At 65.5% G+C, this 16803-nt stretch carries 18 protein-coding genes; 12 read left to right on the top strand and 6 right to left on the bottom strand.

The genetic code is table 11. The features are described from left to right. Nucleotides 1-91 precede the first annotated feature (91 nt). Nucleotides 92-883, bottom strand: coding sequence for a 3-hydroxybutyrate dehydrogenase (locus tag HH800_RS15945; RefSeq protein WP_004210994.1), 792 nt, complete (start codon nucleotides 881-883; stop codon nucleotides 92-94). Then, complete coding sequence (locus tag HH800_RS15940; RefSeq protein ID WP_069337711.1) at nucleotides 880-2058, bottom strand: patatin-like phospholipase family protein; 1179 nt, start codon at nucleotides 2056-2058, stop codon at nucleotides 880-882. The genes HH800_RS15945 and HH800_RS15940 overlap by 4 nt, the downstream gene beginning before the upstream one ends. 152 nt (nucleotides 2059-2210) lie before the next feature. Here HH800_RS15940 and HH800_RS15935 point away from each other — a divergent pair, with 152 nt between their 5' ends. Further along, a complete protein-coding gene (locus tag HH800_RS15935) occupies nucleotides 2211-3104 on the top strand; it encodes a neutral zinc metallopeptidase (RefSeq protein ID WP_017502757.1) in 894 nt (297 codons plus the stop codon). A gap of 6 nt (nucleotides 3105-3110) precedes the next feature. Here HH800_RS15935 and HH800_RS15930 read toward each other — a convergent pair whose 3' ends face one another. Both HH800_RS15930 and HH800_RS15925 read right to left on the bottom strand, forming a co-directional pair. Next, nucleotides 3111-3422 (bottom strand): hypothetical protein, encoded by a 312-nt coding sequence (locus HH800_RS15930; protein ID WP_235681899.1) that lies wholly within the window; start codon nucleotides 3420-3422, stop codon nucleotides 3111-3113. 84 nt (nucleotides 3423-3506) lie between these two features. Continuing rightward, entirely contained in the window at nucleotides 3507-3698 is a 192-nt protein-coding gene (locus HH800_RS15925; protein WP_017502755.1) for a hypothetical protein, read from the bottom strand. An 86-nt stretch (nucleotides 3699-3784) separates the two neighbouring features. Here HH800_RS15925 and HH800_RS15920 point away from each other — a divergent pair, with 86 nt between their 5' ends. From HH800_RS15920 to HH800_RS15885, 8 genes are all read left to right on the top strand, one after another. Beyond that, nucleotides 3785-6478, top strand: coding sequence for a bifunctional [glutamine synthetase] adenylyltransferase/[glutamine synthetase]-adenylyl-L-tyrosine phosphorylase (locus HH800_RS15920; protein ID WP_169861654.1), 2694 nt, complete (start codon nucleotides 3785-3787; stop codon nucleotides 6476-6478). Further along, nucleotides 6471-6932 carry a thioredoxin-dependent thiol peroxidase gene (bcp, locus tag HH800_RS15915; RefSeq protein WP_169861653.1) on the top strand — a complete coding sequence of 154 codons (462 nt, stop codon included), beginning with the start codon at nucleotides 6471-6473 and terminating at the stop codon, nucleotides 6930-6932. Before HH800_RS15920 ends, bcp begins: the two co-directional genes overlap by 8 nt. Further along, on the top strand, nucleotides 6929-7738 hold the full coding sequence (locus HH800_RS15910; protein WP_169861652.1) for a ferritin-like domain-containing protein: 810 nt from the start codon (nucleotides 6929-6931) through the stop codon (nucleotides 7736-7738). The genes bcp and HH800_RS15910 overlap by 4 nt, the downstream gene beginning before the upstream one ends. Nucleotides 7739-7847: 109 nt before the next feature. After that, nucleotides 7848-8576 carry a M23 family metallopeptidase gene (locus HH800_RS15905; RefSeq protein ID WP_004211009.1) on the top strand — a complete coding sequence of 243 codons (729 nt, stop codon included), beginning with the start codon at nucleotides 7848-7850 and terminating at the stop codon, nucleotides 8574-8576. 82 nt (nucleotides 8577-8658) lie between these two features. Next, nucleotides 8659-8985, top strand: coding sequence for an iron-sulfur cluster insertion protein ErpA (gene erpA, locus HH800_RS15900; protein ID WP_004211010.1), 327 nt, complete (start codon nucleotides 8659-8661; stop codon nucleotides 8983-8985). 71 nt (nucleotides 8986-9056) lie between these two features. Next, nucleotides 9057-9833: an exodeoxyribonuclease III gene (gene xth, locus HH800_RS15895; RefSeq protein WP_004211011.1), complete on the top strand. Its 777-nt coding sequence runs from the start codon at nucleotides 9057-9059 to the stop codon at nucleotides 9831-9833. A 67-nt stretch (nucleotides 9834-9900) separates the two neighbouring features. After that, entirely contained in the window at nucleotides 9901-10416 is a 516-nt protein-coding gene (locus HH800_RS15890) for a DUF2239 family protein (protein ID WP_169861651.1), read from the top strand. 30 nt (nucleotides 10417-10446) lie between these two features. After that, entirely contained in the window at nucleotides 10447-10758 is a 312-nt protein-coding gene (locus tag HH800_RS15885; protein WP_099232611.1) for a YdeI/OmpD-associated family protein, read from the top strand. Between the two features lie 359 nt (nucleotides 10759-11117). Here the strand turns inward: HH800_RS15885 and HH800_RS15880 are convergent, their stop codons facing one another. Together HH800_RS15880 and HH800_RS15875 are read right to left on the bottom strand one after the other, a co-directional pair. Continuing rightward, entirely contained in the window at nucleotides 11118-12014 is an 897-nt protein-coding gene (locus HH800_RS15880) for a bestrophin family protein (RefSeq protein ID WP_169861650.1), read from the bottom strand. Between the two features lie 23 nt (nucleotides 12015-12037). Continuing rightward, on the bottom strand, nucleotides 12038-12292 hold the full coding sequence (locus tag HH800_RS15875; protein ID WP_169861649.1) for a hypothetical protein: 255 nt from the start codon (nucleotides 12290-12292) through the stop codon (nucleotides 12038-12040). 231 nt (nucleotides 12293-12523) lie between these two features. On the opposite strand from HH800_RS15875, the gene HH800_RS15870 reads away from it, so the two are divergent. From HH800_RS15870 to HH800_RS15860, 3 genes are all read left to right on the top strand, one after another. After that, a complete protein-coding gene (locus HH800_RS15870; protein ID WP_037492074.1) occupies nucleotides 12524-13429 on the top strand; it encodes a LysR family transcriptional regulator in 906 nt (301 codons plus the stop codon). Nucleotides 13430-13776: 347 nt separating this feature from the next. Next, a complete protein-coding gene (locus HH800_RS15865) occupies nucleotides 13777-15987 on the top strand; it encodes a TonB-dependent receptor (RefSeq protein ID WP_235681898.1) in 2211 nt (736 codons plus the stop codon). Next, the gene (locus HH800_RS15860; RefSeq protein WP_169861647.1) at nucleotides 15984-16799 is read left to right on the top strand and encodes a sialate O-acetylesterase; all 816 of its coding nucleotides are present in this window, start codon (nucleotides 15984-15986) and stop codon (nucleotides 16797-16799) included. The genes HH800_RS15865 and HH800_RS15860 overlap by 4 nt, the downstream gene beginning before the upstream one ends. Nucleotides 16800-16803: the final 4 nt, after the last annotated feature.

Below are 16803 nucleotides of genomic sequence, written 5' to 3'. Positions count from 1 at the left end.
GCGATCCTCTTCCCCTTTTGACCGCCAGTTCGCGGCCAAGGGGGAAAGGGAGTCAATTGCGTGCCCGGTCATATCGACCGGGCGATGGCGCTTATTGGGCGGTCCAGCCGCCGTCGATCGAGAGATTGGCGCCGGTGATCTGGGCGGCGGCGTCGCTGCAGAGATAGAGGGCGGTGGCGGCGACCTGTTCGGCGGTGACGAACTGTTTGGTCGGCTGGCCGGCGAGCAGCACGTCGTTCATCACCTGCTCGCGGGTCATGTTCCGCGCCTTCATCGTGTCGGGAATCTGGTTTTCGACCAGCGGGGTCCAGACATAGCCGGGCGAGATGCAGTTGGCGGTGATGCCGAAGGTGGCGACTTCCAGCGCGACCGTCTTGGTGAAGCCGTTGAGGCCATGCTTGGCGGTCACATAGGCACTCTTGAAGGGCGAAGCGACCAGCGAGTGAGCCGAGGCGGTCTGGATGATCCGGCCCCACTTCTTGTCCTTCATGTAAGGAATGGCGAGGCGCGTGGTGTGGAAGGCGGCATTGAGGTTCAGCGCGATGATGAGATCCCATTTGTCGAGCGGGAATTCCTCGACCGGGGCGACATGCTGCATGCCGGCATTGTTGATGAGGATGTCGATACCGCCGAAGGCATCGGCCGCTTCCTTCATCATCGCCTCGATCTGGTCGACCTTGGTCAGGTCATGGCCGCTGTAGAGCGCCTTGGCGCCCGAAAGAGCTTCAAGGCCGAGCCGTTCCTTCTCGATTCCGTCCGCATCGCCGAAGCCGTTGATCACGACATTGGCGCCTTCGCCGGCCAGCGCCTTGGCATAGGCAAGCCCGATGCCCGAGGTGGAACCGGTGATCAGGGCGGTCTTGCCAGCGAGGGACTTGCTCATGCCATTTTCTCCTTGAGATGATCCGGCGCGTCGAGATCGAAGGTCGCGCTCTTTCCGTCGAGAATGTTGCGGGCGATGAGGTCGCCCTTGTGCATCACTTCTTCCACCGCCTCGCGACCCTGGCTCCAATGGTCGAGCATGGTCGCGCGGGAAAATTCGAAATCCTTCGCGCCGCTTTCCCAGGCGCGGGTGCGGTAGATGAGGTGGACGATGTTGACCGATCCGCCATCGAGCATGTCGCGCAGCTTCTGCGCCTCCGGCCCGTCCTGCAGTTCGGGCGGCAGCTTGTCGAGCAGCGCCTTGATCGCGCCATGCTCGCGGCGCAGGCGCAGATACTGGTCGGTCACCTGCCGGGTGCGGCTGCTATACTGGATGTCCTTCATGCGCGAATAGACATCGGTCATCTGCCGCGGCATCGGCCCTTCGGCCGGGAAGAGATCGACCTGGAACACCAGCATGTCGTCGGTCTGATGGTTGAGGACATGGGCGAGCGGGGTGTTGGAGACGATGCCGCCATCCCAATACCAGCGCCCATCGATCTCGACCGGGGGCAGGCCCGGCGGCAGCGCGCCCGAGGCCATGATATGGCGGGCGTCGATGCGGGTGTTGCCGCCAGGACCGCGCGTGTCCCAATAAGCGAAATTGCCGCTTTCGACATCGACCGCACCGACCGACAGGCGGACCGGCCCGTCATTGAGCAGATCCCAGTCGACACAGGCGTCGAGCGTGTCCTTCAAGGGCGCGCTGTCATAGAAGCTGATCGCGCCGGCCGATCCTTCGGGCATCAGCGGCGCTGGCCACAGGCGCGGGCGGAACATGCCGGGCACGCCCAGGGTCGCGACCGTGCCGGCGGCCATCAGATGGGCGGCCTCGCGGATATGGTCGATTTCCGGCAGGATCATGTTGGGCATGCCGCCCGAGACGGTCAGCCAGAATTTCTTGAGCTGGCTCAGGCGCCGGTGGGGCGGGTTGCCGGCGATGATCGCGGCATTGACCGCGCCGATCGAAATGCCCGCGACCCAGCTGACATCGACCCCCAGTTCATCGAGCCGCTGATAGACGCCAGCCTGGAAGGAGCCGAGCGCGCCGCCCCCCTGCAACAGCAATGCGACTTCGCGGGGGAGGGGGAGGGGCGTGGTGGCGCGGCGGCGCGGTCGGGATTCGGTGTCGGCCATGTCGCACTGCAATATAGGTTTTGGTCCGGCCATTCCAACTTAATGTCTCGTAACAAACTCGTTCCCGTCGATGGAACGTGCATCGTCAGCCGATGGTTTGCAGCCAGCCGGTTATGCAGTAGGCACGGGAACAGGATGCGAGGGAGGCCAGGGTGCGGCTCGACGACGAACAGGAAAGCAGCAATTTCGAGGTGCAGGACGGGCGCGGCGGCGGTTTCGGCGGCGGCGGCGGGATGGGCGGCCTGGGATTGCTGCTGCCGCTGATCGGCAGTCGCTTCGGCTGCGGCGGCATCGTCGTGGTGCTGATCATCCTGGCGGTGATGGGCGTCAATCCGCTCAGCCTGCTGGGCGGCGGTGGCGGCGTGCAGCAACAGGCGCCGCAGAGCGCGCCGGCGGGTAGCCAGGATGCGAGCAAGCTGACCGAGATCCAGCATTGGTCATTGAAGGTGCTGGGATCGACCGAGCGGGTCTGGGGCCAGATCTTCAAGGAAGCCGGCCAGACCTATCAGCCGACCATCCTGTCCTTCTATGCGCAGAGCGGCACGTCGGGCTGTGGCGCGGCGCAGAGCGCGATGGGGCCATTTTACTGCCCGAACGACCAGAAGGTCTATCTCGACACCGATTTCTTCACCGAATTGCGCGATCGCTTCGGCGCGCCGGGCGATTTCGCCCAGGCCTATGTCATCGCGCATGAGGTGGGCCATCATGTCCAGGATCTGGAAGGCACGCTGGGCCAGGTGAACCAGCAACAGCGCCGCGTCAGCGAGGCGCAGGGCAATGCGTTGCAGGTGAAGGTGGAGCTGCAGGCCGATTGTTATGCCGGTGTCTGGGCCAAGCGCACGGGCCTGATGGAAGCCGGCGACCTGGAAGAGGGCATGAAGGCGGCGCAGTCGATCGGCGACGATACGCTGCAGAAGTCGGCCGGACGGCGGCCGGTGCCGGAAAGCTTCACCCATGGCACCAGCGAGCAGCGCATGAGCTGGCTGCGCAAGGGGCTGGACAGTGGCGATCCGGCCCAGTGCGATACGTTCAAGGGGGCGCTGTAGGCGCGATCAATGTTCGGCGTTGGGGGAGCCTGGCGGCGGCAAATCTGATGACCCCGGACTGACGGACGCGGCCGTGTCCAGCGGCGGCATGATGCTGGGCTGGCCGGCATCGGCCATGGGCTCACCCGAAGCCGGGACGGCAAAGTCCTGCGGCGCACTGGGGGCGACGGGGGGAGGCGGCGGCGCAACCGGCGTGGCGACCGGCTGTGCTTCGCTAGGCTGAGGAAGCGGCTGGTGATGCGGCGCGAAATTCTGCAGCGCCAGGACGATCATCGGTGCGACCACCAGCGTGCCGCCGGCAAAGACCTTGTACATCATCGATTGACCCGCATTCCCGCCTGAAAATGGAAAGAGATTGGGGCCTTAGCGGCAAGACATGAAAAAATGTCTGCGCTTTATTGGTTAATGCTGATCAAGCTTCGCCAGCAGCGCCAGCATATCGTCCGGCAGAGTGTCGCGCTGCGCGGAGAAACTGGACCGCAGCGCCTTGCCCACGCCTTCATAGGGCAGGGGCAGGCCGACATTGACGACGCGGGCGCCGCCGCTGTCCCGTCCCGGTGCCGATCGGCCAAGAGGTTTGCGCTGCATTTCCATGAGACACAGAACGGCCATGTAAGCCAAAAGTTTCTGGATTTCGTCGCATTCGGACGCGATATCGCCGTCAACAAGGAGACGGAAGCGTGACGGACTGGATCGACCTGGAAGCGCGGATACGCGCGCATTCGCCATTTCTGGCGCGGCAGATGGACCGCTATCCGGCCGTCGTCGCGCTGCTGGCGACGGGCGATTTCGACGCGGCGATGGCAGCGGCACAGGCGCAGGGCGTGCCAGAGGATGGCGTGGCCAAATCGCTGCGGCGGCGGCGCGGCGCGATCGCGCTGGTGACGGCGGCGGCGGACCTGGCCGGGGCCTGGGACATGGACCGGGTGACGCGCACCCTGTCCGACTTTGCCGACCAGGCGCTGGAGGAGGCGCTGGCTGCGACCTTTGCCGAACGCTATCCCGATGCCGTGCCACAGGGGTTCGTCGTGCTGGCGCTGGGCAAGCATGGCAGCCGGGAACTCAATTACTCGTCCGATATCGACCCGATCCTGCTCTATGATCCCACCACCTTGCCGCATGGCGAGCGGGAGGATGTGGCCGACGCGGCGGTGCGGATCGGCCGGCGGGTCAGCGAGATACTGAATGCGCGAGACGGCGACGGCTATGTCTTCCGCGTCGACCTGCGGCTGCGGCCATCCCCCGAAGCCACGCCGATCGCGTTGCCGGTGGAGGCGGCGATCGGCTATTATGAGTCGACCGCGATGGGCTGGGAACAGGCCGCCTTCATCCGCGCCCGGCCGGCGGCGGGCGACATGGCGCTGGGCGATTATTTCCTGCGCCAGATCCGCCCCTTCGTGTGGCGACGCAGCTTGGACTTCGGCGCGATCGACGCGATCACCGACATCAGCCGGCGCATCCGCGACCATTATGCGCAGGGGCAGGCGTTCGGGCCGGGCTATGACCTCAAGCGCGGGCGCGGCGGCATTCGCGAGGTGGAGTTTTTCGCGCAGGTCCATCAGTTGATCCATGGTGGGCGCGACCCGTCATTGCGGTCGGGCCATACGCGCACGGCGCTGCGGGCGCTGGCGGCGGCGGGGGTGATCGAGGCGGAGGTGGCCGCGCGGCTGGACGAAGCCTATATCCTGTTCCGCACGATCGAGCATCGCCTGCAGATGGTCGAGGATCGCCAGACCCATGAATTGCCCAAGAACCCGGACTCGCTCGACAATGTTGCGCGCCTGCATGGCTTGGCGGACGGGGCGGCATTGCTCGACCTGCTGCGGCCCCATGTCGAGTGGGTCGGCGCCAATTATGACCGGCTGACCGCCGCGCCCGACGATGGCAGCCTGTCGCATGACGAGGACAGGCTGAAGGCGCAGCTCAAGGAGATGGGCTTTGCCGATGCCGACTGGGCGGCGGCGCGGGTCGCCCATTGGCGCGACGGCACGATCCGCTCGCTGCGCAGCGGCGCGTCGCGCGAGGCGTTGGAGCGGCTGTTGCCGGTGCTGATGCCCGCGCTCGCCACCGCGCCCGATCCGGGCCGGGCGCTCAACCGGCTGGACGACATGATCGGCCGGCTGCCGAGCGCGATCAACTTCTTCAAGCTGCTGGGCGCGCGGCCGGGGCTGGTCGAACTGCTGGCGGAGATATTGAGCCATGCGCCCGCGCTGGCCGATGTGCTGAGCCGCCGGGTCGAGCTGCTCGAAGGGCTGATCGATGCGTCGGCCTTCGATCCCGTGCCGCCGGTCGATGTCCTGGCGCAGCAATTTTCCGCGCTGGAGGCGGGCGAGGATTATCAGGCGCTGCTCGACCGGGTGCGGCAGCGGGTGAATGATCGCCGCTTCGCGCTGGGCGTGCAGATCGTGCGGGGCGGCGATCCGCTGGAGGCCGGGCGCGGTTATGGCCGGGTGGCGGAAGCCGCGATCGAGGCGCTGGCGGGCGCCACCGTGGCCGAGTTCGAGAGCGCGCATGGCAAGGTGCCGGGCGGCGAGATGGTGATCCTGGCGCTGGGGCGGATGGGCGGCGGGGTGCTGACCCACGCATCGGACCTGGACCTAGTTTACCTCTTCACCGGTGATTTCCTGGCGGAATCGGATGGGGCGCGGCCGTTGGGCGCTACCCAATATTTCAACCGCCTCGGCCAGCGGATCACCAATGCGCTGTCGGTATCGACGGCGGCGGGGCCGCTTTATGAGGTGGATACGCGGCTGCGGCCGTCGGGCGCGCAGGGGCTGCTGGCGGTCAGCCTCGACAGTTTCGCCAAATATCAGCGCGAGGAAGCCTGGACCTGGGAGCATCTGGCGCTGACGCGGGCGCGGCCGGTGTTCGGATCGCCGCAGGCGCGTAGCGCGCTGGAGGCGATCCTGACCGAAACGCTGCAACGGCCACGCGACTTCGACGAACTGGCGCGGCAGGCGGTGAAGATGCGCGGCGATATTGCCCGGCACAAGCCGCCGGCAAGCGAGCTGGACGTCAAGCTGGTGCCCGGCGGGCTGGTCGACATCGAGTTCCTGATCCACATCAGCCAGTTCCATTATCGCCTGGGGTTCGCCCCGGATCTGGGCGAGGCGCTGGCCGAGCTGGTGGCGGCCGGTCATCTGCCCGCCGCGCTGATCCCGGCGCAGGAACTGATCACCCGCTTCCTGATCGTGTCGCGGCTGGTATCGCCCAAGTCGACCGAGCCGCCGGAGGCGACCCGGCCGCTGGTCGCGCGCGCCTGTGGCGCGACCGATTGGGACGCGCTGCTTGAAAGCTATGCCAAGGCCCGGCAAAGCGTCGGCGACGCATGGCGCGCGCTGGCCGCGCCCTATCAGGAGGATCAAGATGCTTGAACAGGGAGCGATGCTGCCCGACGTGGCGCTGAAGGATGTGGATGGCGCGGATTTCAGCCTGGCGCGCTATCGCGGCAAGCCGGTGGTGGTCTATTTCTATCCCAAGGCGGACACGCCCGGCTGCACCAGCGAGGCGAAGGATTTCACCGAACTGGCGAGCGACTTCGCGGCGCTGGGCGTGGCGGTGGTTGGCGTGTCGAAGGACAAGCCGGCAAAGCTCAAGAAGTTCAGAGACAAATATGGGCTGGCGGTGACGCTGGCGTCGGACGAGCCGGGCACGGCGTGCGAGGCGTTCGGCACCTGGGTCGAAAAGTCGCTTTATGGCCGCCAATATATGGGGATCGCGCGGGCGACCTTCCTGGCGGACGGCGACGGCAAGATCGTGCGGGTCTGGCCCAAGGTCAAGGTCAAGGGCCACGCCGCCGAGGTGCTGGAGGCGGCGAAGGCGCTTTGACCCTGCCACCTGCCATCGATTCCGTGGGCGCGGGGTGCGCCCATGTGCTCCATATCGCCGATCCGACCGCCAAGCTGATGGCGGCGCGGGCGGTGGCGCGTAGCTGGCGACTGGGCCGGCTGGCGCATCGGTTCGACGTGGCGATGCCCGATCGGCCGGCCCGGCCCGATGCGCCCGAACTGCTGCCGCCGGGGCAAATGCCCAAGCGCAGCAAGATGGGCACGGATCGCGGGCGGATCGCGATGCTGCACGCACTGGCGCATATCGAGTTTGTCGCGATCGACCTGGCGTTCGACCTGATCGGGCGCTTTGGCGGCGAATTTCCGGCGGGATTCACCGACGAATGGATGCGGGTCGGCGCGGACGAGGCGATGCATTTCGCGCTGCTCGACCGGCGGCTGCGGCAGTTGGGCAGCCATTATGGCGCGCTGCCCGCGCATGACGGGCTGTGGCAGGCGGCGAGCGAGACGGCGGGCGATGCGCTGGCGCGGCTGGCCGTGGTGCCGATGGTGCTGGAAGCCCGTGCGCTGGATATCACGCCGTCGACGATCGCGCGGTTCGAGGGGGTGGGCGACCATATATCCGCAAGGATGTTGCAGCGGATCATGACGGATGAGATTCGCCATGTGTCGGCCGGGACGACATGGTTCAACCAGGCGACGAACCGATTGGGCCTAGACCCCGTCAAACATTACCAAATCCTTGTGAAACGCCATTTTCGGGGGAGCGTTAAGCCACCGTTCAACGACTCGGCGCGTCGGCAGGCCGGTTTGACGCGGGATTTCTACGACGCGCTTGCAAGCTGAGCGGCGATTTGCAGTCTGCATCCAGCGGGGGCGATCTAGGTCGCCATTTTATTGAACATGGGGAACCCACGAGAGGCAAAAGCCTTCGCGGGCATAAGTCGGGGTCGGCATGTTGATTCTTCGTACTGTGAATGCGCTGGGTGCGCGTTGGTTCCAATCGGCCAGCAAGACGGCCAAGATTTTCGGGATGGTCGGCATGGTAGGCGTGATGTGCGCCGCAGCCCCGGCCAACGCCAAGGATGAAGATGATCCATATGGCGACGCCTCGGAAATCAATACCAGTGCGCTCGGCCCGGCCGATGTCGGCTTCTCCAACATCTTTTCCAGCCTGCAGCGCATGGACGGCAACGCCAAGACCGCAGCCTATATCCCCTCGGGCCGCCCGGTCGAGAAGCTGTCGCTGACCTCGAACTTCGGCGTGCGTTCCGACCCGTTCAACCGCAGCGCCCGCATGCACAAGGGGATCGATATCCCCGGCCCGATCGGCACCCCGATCCACGCGACCGCCGACGGCATCATCAGCCGCGCCGGCTGGGCCAGCGGTTATGGCAACCTGGTCCAGATCTCGCACGGCAATGGCATGGAAACCCGCTACGGCCATATGTCGAAGCTGCTGGTTGCGCCCAACAGCTACGTCCATCGCGGTCAGGTGATCGGCCTGATGGGGTCGACTGGCCGTTCGACCGGCAGCCACCTCCATTATGAAGTCCGCGTCGATGGCGCGGCGATCAACCCGATCCCGTTCGTCGCCGGTCCCGACTATCTGATCGCGATGAACACCAAGCCGCCGGTCGCCATGGGCGGCCCGACCAAGGCGGACGAAAAGGCCGTCGACTGATCGACCGCTTTTGATCCCGACTTTTCCAAAGCCCCGGCGCCCATGGGTTGCCGGGGCTTTTGCTTGATCCTATCTAGGCGCCATGGCCGATATTGACCTCACCCCCTCCGCTGCCGCGCGCGTCGCGGCGATCGCCGCCAAGCAGGGCAAGCCCGCCATATTGCGGCTGGCCGTGGAAGGCGGCGGCTGTTCGGGCTTCCAATATCGTTTTGGCCTGGCCGAGCAGGTGGAGGCCGAGGATCTGGCGGTCGAGCGCGATGGCGTGACGCTGGTGGTGGACGATGTCAGCCTGGACCTGGTGCGCGGCTCCGCGGTCGATTTCGTGTCGGACCTGGGCGGCGCGGCGTTCAAGGTGACCAATCCCAACGCGACCGCCGGTTGCGGCTGCGGCACCAGCTTCTCGGTCTGATCGGCGCATTGGCTTGTAGACGCAGCCCACTTCTCTAAAGGGAAGTGGACAGCGAAAGAGACAGGTCCATTATGCGTATCGCCACCTTCAACATCAACGGCATCAAGGCGCGGCTGCCGCGCCTGCTGGAATGGCTGGACGAGACCCGGCCCGACATTGCCTGCCTGCAGGAAATCAAGACGTCCGACGAGACCTTCCCGGTCAAGGATATCGAGGATGCGGGCTATGGCGTGATCTGGCACGGGCAGAAGGGCTTCAACGGCGTGGCGATCCTGGCGCGCGGCGACCAGCCGGTGGAGGTGCGCCGGGGCCTGGAGGGCGAGCCCGAGGACGAGCAGAGCCGTTATCTGGAAGCCGATGTGAAGGGGGTGCGGGTCGCCAGCATCTACCTGCCCAACGGCAATCCCCAGCCGGGGCCGAAATTCGATTACAAGCTGCGCTGGATGAAGCGGCTGCGGGAGCGGGCGGCGGAAATCTGGGCGGAGGAAGTGCCCGCCATCCTGGCCGGCGACTATAATGTCATCCCGCGCGACGTGGACATCTATTCGCCCAAGGCGATGGCGGACGATGCGCTGATGCAGCCCGAAAGCCGGGAGGCCTATCGCCGGCTGCTGGGCGACGGCTGGACCGATTCGATCCTGACCCGCCATCCGGCCGGTGGGGTGTGGACCTATTGGGACTATCAGGCCGGTGCCTGGCCGCGCGACGCGGGCTTCCGCATCGATCATCTGCTGCTGAGCCCGGCGGCGGCCGACCGGCTGGTTGATGCCCAGGTCGACAAGGCGTTTCGTGGCCGGGAAAAGGCGAGCGATCATGCGCCGACCTGGGTCGAACTGCGCGATATCTGAATTTAATCCGGATATTATTGACTCTATTATATCCGGGTAATAAATCCCGTGTCGAAGGAGATTCGGCATGGACCGCACATTGACGGCCTTTTCGGGCGACTATTGGATCGCGACCGGCGACGAGGATGAGGTGCGCGCGGCGCTGCGTGCCATGGGGGACGACGCGCAGAATATCCTGCTGTTCGACGATAGCACCGGACGGCAGGTGGATATCGACCTGCAGGTCGATGCGCCGCCGCGGGGGCGGGGGCGACCCAAGATGGGGGTGCAGGCGCGCGAGATCACCCTGCTGCCGCGCCATTGGGACTGGCTGGCGGCGCAGCCGCGCGGCGCCTCCGCCACGTTGCGCCAGCTGGTGGAGGACGCAGTGAAGGCGAGTGCGGACAAGCCGTCGCCCCGCGCGGCGATGGATGCGGCCTATCATTTCCTGACCGCGATGGCGGGCGACCGGCCCGGCTATGAAGCGGCGATCCGCGCGCTCTATGCCAGGGACAGGGCGGCGTTCGACCTAGCGGCGGAAGGCTGGCCCGGCGCGATCCGGGCGCATGGTCTGGCGCTGGCGGAGCCGGCCTTTTCCGCCTAGCCTGCGCATCGCAATGATCGGAGAGGCTGGATGGCGGACGATTTCCTTCAGGGCATAGTGCATGAGGCGGCCGACGACATGCAGGCGGCGATCCGGGCCGATGCCGGCATCTTCGCGCTGTGGCAGGGGCTGACGCCGCTTGGCCGCAACGAGTTCATCTGCTGGGTCGAAGATGCCAAGCAGGCCGCGACCCGCGCGCGGCGCATTGCGCGCACTGTCGAGGAATTGCAGGAGGGCAAGAAGCGGCCCTGCTGCTGGGCCGGCTGCATCCACCGCACCGACAAGGCGCCAAGCCGCTGGCAGCAGGCGGTGCTGATCGAGGGTAAGGGGAAGCGGGGCTAGGCTGGCGTGGACAGATTCGACGCTTGCCGAAGGGCCGGGATGGGTGTGAACAACACATTCCTCCCCGTCACGGGGAGGGGGACCGCTCGCGTAGCGAGTGGTGGAGGGGCACAGGCCGGATAGCGCAGCGCTAAGAGGCACCTGCCCCTCCGTCAGCGCTTCGCGCTGCCACCTCCCCGTACCGGGGAGGAATGTCCGCTGCTGGTCGAAACACGTTGATCCCTATCAGCGTCATCCTGGCGAAAGGCTCTCCTGGACTCGTCGGAGGATTCGGGATCCATTGTGCGCCACGAGGGCGCGCTGAATGGATTCCGCATCGAATGCGGGATGACGGCCGGTTTGGCGGGCGATCTTTGGCTTTACCAGAGCACGCCGTCGACCGGCTGGACCGGCGGAGGCCCTTCGCGGCCGAGGGTGTCGCACATGTCCGCTTCGATCGTGGTGGTGATGCTGTCGAGCGGCAGGTCGTGGACGTCGTTGCCGAACGGATCGACCAGATCGTCGCCGATCTGCAGCACGGCGAGATACATGAAGCCCGCGGCCGCTGATCCCACCGGGGTGGCGATGCCCAACGTTTCGACCAGGCCGATCGGCAGCAGGATGCAGAAGAGCCGGGTGAAGAATTTGGGGAAGCTGCGATACTGGGCGGGCAGCGGCGTGTTCTTGATCCGCTCCATGCCGCCCTGCGCGTTCGACATGTCGACCAGCAGCCGTTCGATCTGGGTCTGCTGGATGCTGTCGATCCAGCCATCCGCGCGGGCCTGTTCGACCCGGCGACCCGACCCGTCGAGCAGGCCGTTGGCGGGATTGCGGCGGCCCAGTTCCGGAACTTCCTCCGGAATCTCCGGGCCGGCGAGCACGCGGCGCACGTCGGGCGCCGGATCGATCCGGCGGAGCTGGCAGCGCAGGGCTTGGACATAGGCGATATGGCGTTCGACCAGGGTCTGACGCAGGTCCGCCGTTTCGACCCGGTCGGGGATGAAGTTCATCACCGCGCGTGCCCAACTGCGCGAGACATTGACCATCGCACCCCACAGGATGCGGCCTTCCCACCAGCGCTGATAGGCGGAGTTGACGCGGAAGCCGAGTACCAGGGCGAGGGCGGTGCCGAAGATGGTCAGCGGCAGGGCCGGCGCCTTGAAGGGCGAGATGAAGTAGAAGATGGTGACCGCCAGATCCCAGAAGAACAGCGCGATCAGCGCGCGCCACGCGGTCTGGAAACTCTGGCGGATACGTGGGGCACGTCCGACGATCATAGGGGGAGCGGTTCTCTACGGGGTCAGGCGATGTCCGTGCCGTCGGCTTCATCCAGTTTCAGCCAGGCATGGCGCAGCGCCATGCCGCCGATGATGCCGACCGCCTTCAGGATGGTCGCATAGATGGTGGGGGTGCTGTCGCTGATCGCCAGCCAGGCGCAGGCGAAGCAGAGCGCCATGGCAGCATAGGTGGGCAGCGCCTCGATATCGTTCCAGGCAAGACGCTGGTTGGTCTTGGGCGTGGGCGCGGCGCGCGTTGCGGCGAGCGTGCGGATCATGGCGGTCCTTTCCGAAATGGAGCCGACGGGCGGCCTTTGTTCGAAAAATGATGCGACGCACAAGCGACGGTCAACGTGGTCCACACCATGCAAGCCAGCCTTGCGATAGCGGTAACGCCAGCAAAATTCCGTCGCATTTCCGTGCCGTTTGGGAGACGTGGCAATGTTTTCACACGGAACTGCAACCTTGCGCCTATTGCAATGCAGCGTAACGCGCATAGCTTTTTGCGCATGGCCGATCGCTATGCTGAAATCCTGTCCTTCGTGAAAATTGCCGAATCGGGCAGCCTGTCCGAAGCGGCCAAACGACTGGACCTGTCGCTTGCCGCGACCAGTCGCCGCCTGTCGCAACTGGAGTCGCGGCTGGGGGTGATGCTGGTGCGCCGCAACAGCCGGCACATGACGCTGACCCAGGAAGGCCAGATCTTCTACGAGAAGGCGGGGCAGGCGCTGTCCGACATCGACCAGGCGGAAAATGTGGTGATGCGCAACGCCACCGAGCCGGTCGGGGCATTGCGCGTGGTGACGACGCTGCACTCGGGCCGCAGTCGGCTGGCGCCATTGTTCCAGCATTATGCGACGCTGCACCCGGAAGTGGCGGTGCATCTGGAGGCGGCGGGGCAGGCGGCCAATATTGTCGAGACCGGCCATGACATCGCCATCTGTTTCGATCCGCCGCCCGACAGCGGCCTGATCATGAAGCGACTGGCCGACAATCCGCGCATGCTCTGCGCCTCGCCCGAATATCTCAGCCGACGCGGCGTGCCGCGCACGATCGAGGATCTGGCCAGCCATGACCGGATCGTCATTGGCGGCGGGCAGGATATGTGGCGCGCGATCGACATGGACATGGGGCGGGACAATCGGGCGAGCCGGGTGCTGAGCACCAATGATGGCGAAATGGCGCGGATGTGGGCGCTCAATGGCGCCGGTATCGTCATCAAGTCGCTATGGGCGGTGTCGGACGATCTGGAAGAGGGGCGGTTGCAGACGGTGCTGCCCGCTGTCGCGCTGCCGGAATCGCCGATCGTCGCCCTCTATCTGCCGGCGCAGGGGGACAGCGCCAAGGTGCGCAGTTGCCTCGATTTCCTGGCACGCCATCTGAAGCCGGCCGAGGCGACCCCGGCCGCCGCCTGACCCGATTTTGAAAATGCGCGATCGGCGCGATCGACTGTCTGCGGACCGTCGATCGCGCCGATGCTGATTCACGGCGGCCTGCTTCCACCGGAGCGCAGCCATTCGCCATGACAATCGATCTGTCAGGCCAATTTGTCTGACAAGTGCCGTGTTCATCAATATTGGTTTGACCAATATGTTGCGCTGGCCTGATCTGTCAGTTACAGCCTTTTCGAAATCTGGAGTGAAGTCCCGCAATGTGGGCTTTGATGTCGGTGCAGTCGGGCAAACCGGCGCATCGGCCGATGGCTCCTGGTGGCAGCTTTGGAACACAGGATCGGGAGAGGTTGATGAAGGGGCAGTCGAAAATGGCAGTCGTGATGGCGAGCCTGCTGGTTGGCGTCGCATCGGGGGCGCTGGCGGGCATGGCCCATGCGCAGGCGCAGGATATGTCCGCCGGCGACATCATCGTGACGGCGCAGAAGCGCGAACAGAATGTGCAGGATGTGCCCTTGTCGGTGCAGGTGCTGGGCGAGGCCCAGTTGCAGGCCAATGCGGTGCAGGATTTCAACGATCTGAGCCGCGTGTCGCCGTCGCTGAGCATCCGGCCGGCGGAAAATCCGGCGAGCGCCAATGTCGCGATCCGCGGTGTCGGCACCCTGGCCTTCAGTCCCGGCGTCGAGCCGAGCGTCGCGGTCATCCTGGACGATGTGGCGCTGGCCTTCCAGTCGCGCGCCTTTACCGATCTTTCCGATATCGAGCGGATCGAGGTGCTGCGCGGGCCGCAGACGACGCTGTATGGCAAGTCGGCCTCGGCGGGCCTCATCAATATCGTGTCCAAGGCGCCGACGAAGACGCTGACCGCGTCGGTGCGCGGCATGATCACCACCGATGACGAGCAGCAGATCGGCGCGGTTCTTTCCGGGCCGCTGACCGACACGCTGGGTTTCCGCACCAGCGTCAACTATGATGATTTCAAGGGCAATTCGCGCAACCTGGCCGATGGCAAGACGTTGAACGGGCGCCGCTATTTCTCCACCCGCAACAAGCTGCGCTGGAATCCGACGGCCGAGTTGCAGGCTGATCTGGCGATCGATTATGCCGATGGGCGGACGACAGCGACGCGGCCCTTCATCGAACTGGGCGACAATGCGATCCTGCGCGGCAACCCCGCCTTCACACAGGATGTGTTCGCGCCGGGCATCACGGTCGACAAGGACAATACGGACGTGTCGATCGATTTCCCGACCGGCAACACCTATAATGACTTCGCCCAGTCGCTGCGGCTGAGCTATGATACGGGCGGGCCGACGATCATGTCGATCACTGCGCATGACCGCTACAAGTCGCATGACTGGTTCGACAGCGACGATTCCGCGATCAGCAGCTTCCAGAATTTTCAATATGGCCATTTCGACAGCGAGCAGTTCAGCCAGGAACTGCGGCTGATTTCGCCCGGCAAGGACCGGTTCCGCTATACGCTGGGCGCCTATTACAGCAATGTCGACATCGGCCGCGACTTCTATCGCGGACCGCTCTTTTCCAACGCCAATTGGGATGCGACCAATGGCAGCGACCTGATCGCGGGCTTTGGCCAGCTGGAATATGATCCGCTGCCCGGCACGACGCTGATCGCCGGTGGCCGCTACAGCCGGGAAAAGATCGATTATGTGTTCACCGATCTGGCGGCCAGCCGGGTCTATGCGGGGCGCAGCAGCGACAGTTTCGGCACCTACAAGCTGGGCATCAAGCAGGATGTCGCGCGCGACATGAACCTCTATCTCACATATGCGACCGGGCATAAGGGGCAGGCCTATGACATCTCGTCGGGCTTCAACCAGGCGCGCGCCGACGCCGGCCCGGTGAACCCGGAAAAATCCGACAGCCTGGAGCTTGGCTTCCGATCGCAGTTGCTGGATCGCAAGGTGACGCTGAACGTCACCGTCTTCAATTCCAACTTCCGCGATTTCCAGACCCAGGCGGTGGAAAATCTGGCCGACGGGACACAGAATTTCCGCCTGACCAATGTCGGCAAGGTGCGCATCCGGGGCCTGGAAATGGAAACCAGCATCCGCCCGGTGGCCGGGCTGACGATCAATGGGTCGCTGACCTATCTGGACGCCAAGTTCAAGGAATTTGCCGGCGCGACCTGCTATGTGAACCAGACCGCGGCGCAGGGATGCGTCGGCACGCCGCCGCGCCAGGATCTGAGCGGCAAGGCGATGCTGATCTCGCCCAAGTGGAAGCTGGCTGGCAATATCGATTATGCCCAGCCGCTGGGGCAGGGGCCACTGGAACTGGTCGCGCAGGGGGCCGTCACCTGGCAGAGCAAGGTCGTGCCGCTGGACCAGAATCCGCGCACCATCCAGCCGGAATATGCGATGGTGAACATCGCGCTAGGCCTGCGCAGCGCCGACAAGTCCTGGCAGGTGATGGGCTTCATCAACAATCTGTTCGACCAGCATTATCGCTATCTGATCAACGATGTGTCTAACCGCTACGGGACGACGGCGATCCAGGGCTATGTGCCGCGTGATTTCCATCGTTATGGCGGCATCCGCCTGAGCTACAGCTATTGAGCTGGCGGGTTGCCGGACTGGGCCTGACCGCGCTGATCGGCGCGGCTGGCTCGGCCGGCGGCGCGGCGCCCTTGCCCGACATCTATGTGCTGGCCGGCCAGTCCAACATGTCGGGGCGGGGCGCGATGGCGGAACTGACCGAGGCGGAAAGGGCGCCGGTGCCGGGCGTGACGATGCTGGGCAATGACGGCATCGTGCGACCGGCGATGGAGCCGATCGACAGTGCGCAGGGGCAGCAGGACATGGTGTCGGCGGACCGGCTGGCGGCGGTCGGACCGGGCCTGTTCTTTGCCCGCGCGCTGATCGCGCGGCAGCGGCGGCCGATCCTCCTGATCCCCTGCGCCAAGGGCGGCAGCGCGATCGCGCGCTGGCGACCCGGCGGGGATCGGACGACGCTCTATGGCTCCTGTCTGGCGCGGGTACGATCGGTCCGGGGACGGCTGGCCGGCATCCTCTGGTATCAGGGCGAGAGCGACACGGAGAATGGGACGGCGGCAACGGGCTATGGCGCTGCGCTGGCCGATCTGGTCGGGCATTTCCGGCGGGATCTGGGACGCGCAGACCTGCCGTTCCTCTTTGCGCAGATCGCCGATCGGCCGGCGGCGTCGGAGCATGTCGCGCGCTATCCGGGGTGGGCGATGGTGCAGGCAGCGCAGCGCGACATCGCTCTGCGCTGCGCCTATATGGTGCCGACCGGCGGCCTTGTGCGGCAGGCGGACGAACTGCATCTGGTGACCGATGCCCAGCGCCGGCTGGGCATGGCGATGGCGCGGGCAATGATAGCCTTGCAGGCGGATGGGTGCGGGCGCTGAAGTG

This window comes from Sphingobium yanoikuyae, from assembly GCF_013001025.1.
GTDB lineage: Bacteria > Pseudomonadota > Alphaproteobacteria > Sphingomonadales > Sphingomonadaceae > Sphingobium > Sphingobium yanoikuyae_A.
This window is presented reverse-complemented; position numbering and strand designations above follow the sequence as displayed.

Excerpts from the sequence above, each read along its gene's own strand:
- HH800_RS15875 (WP_169861649.1), bottom strand. The coding sequence starts at position 12,292 with ATGATCCGCACGCTCGCCGCAACGCGCGCCGCGCCCACGCCCAAGACC.
- HH800_RS15940 (WP_069337711.1), bottom strand. The coding sequence starts at position 2,058 with ATGGCCGACACCGAATCCCGACCGCGCCGCCGCGCCACCACGCCCCTC.
- HH800_RS15925 (WP_017502755.1), bottom strand. The coding sequence starts at position 3,698 with ATGGAAATGCAGCGCAAACCTCTTGGCCGATCGGCACCGGGACGGGAC.
- HH800_RS15890 (WP_169861651.1), top strand. The coding sequence starts at position 9,901 with ATGGACCGCACATTGACGGCCTTTTCGGGCGACTATTGGATCGCGACC.
- HH800_RS15865 (WP_235681898.1), top strand. The coding sequence starts at position 13,777 with ATGGCAGTCGTGATGGCGAGCCTGCTGGTTGGCGTCGCATCGGGGGCG.
- erpA (WP_004211010.1), top strand. The coding sequence starts at position 8,659 with ATGGCCGATATTGACCTCACCCCCTCCGCTGCCGCGCGCGTCGCGGCG.
- xth (WP_004211011.1), top strand. The coding sequence starts at position 9,057 with ATGCGTATCGCCACCTTCAACATCAACGGCATCAAGGCGCGGCTGCCG.
- HH800_RS15930 (WP_235681899.1), bottom strand. The coding sequence starts at position 3,422 with ATGATGTACAAGGTCTTTGCCGGCGGCACGCTGGTGGTCGCACCGATG.
- HH800_RS15885 (WP_099232611.1), top strand. The coding sequence starts at position 10,447 with ATGGCGGACGATTTCCTTCAGGGCATAGTGCATGAGGCGGCCGACGAC.
- bcp (WP_169861653.1), top strand. The coding sequence starts at position 6,471 with ATGCTTGAACAGGGAGCGATGCTGCCCGACGTGGCGCTGAAGGATGTG.
- HH800_RS15870 (WP_037492074.1), top strand. The coding sequence starts at position 12,524 with ATGGCCGATCGCTATGCTGAAATCCTGTCCTTCGTGAAAATTGCCGAA.
- HH800_RS15880 (WP_169861650.1), bottom strand. The coding sequence starts at position 12,014 with ATGATCGTCGGACGTGCCCCACGTATCCGCCAGAGTTTCCAGACCGCG.
- HH800_RS15905 (WP_004211009.1), top strand. The coding sequence starts at position 7,848 with ATGTTGATTCTTCGTACTGTGAATGCGCTGGGTGCGCGTTGGTTCCAA.
- HH800_RS15945 (WP_004210994.1), bottom strand. The coding sequence starts at position 883 with ATGAGCAAGTCCCTCGCTGGCAAGACCGCCCTGATCACCGGTTCCACC.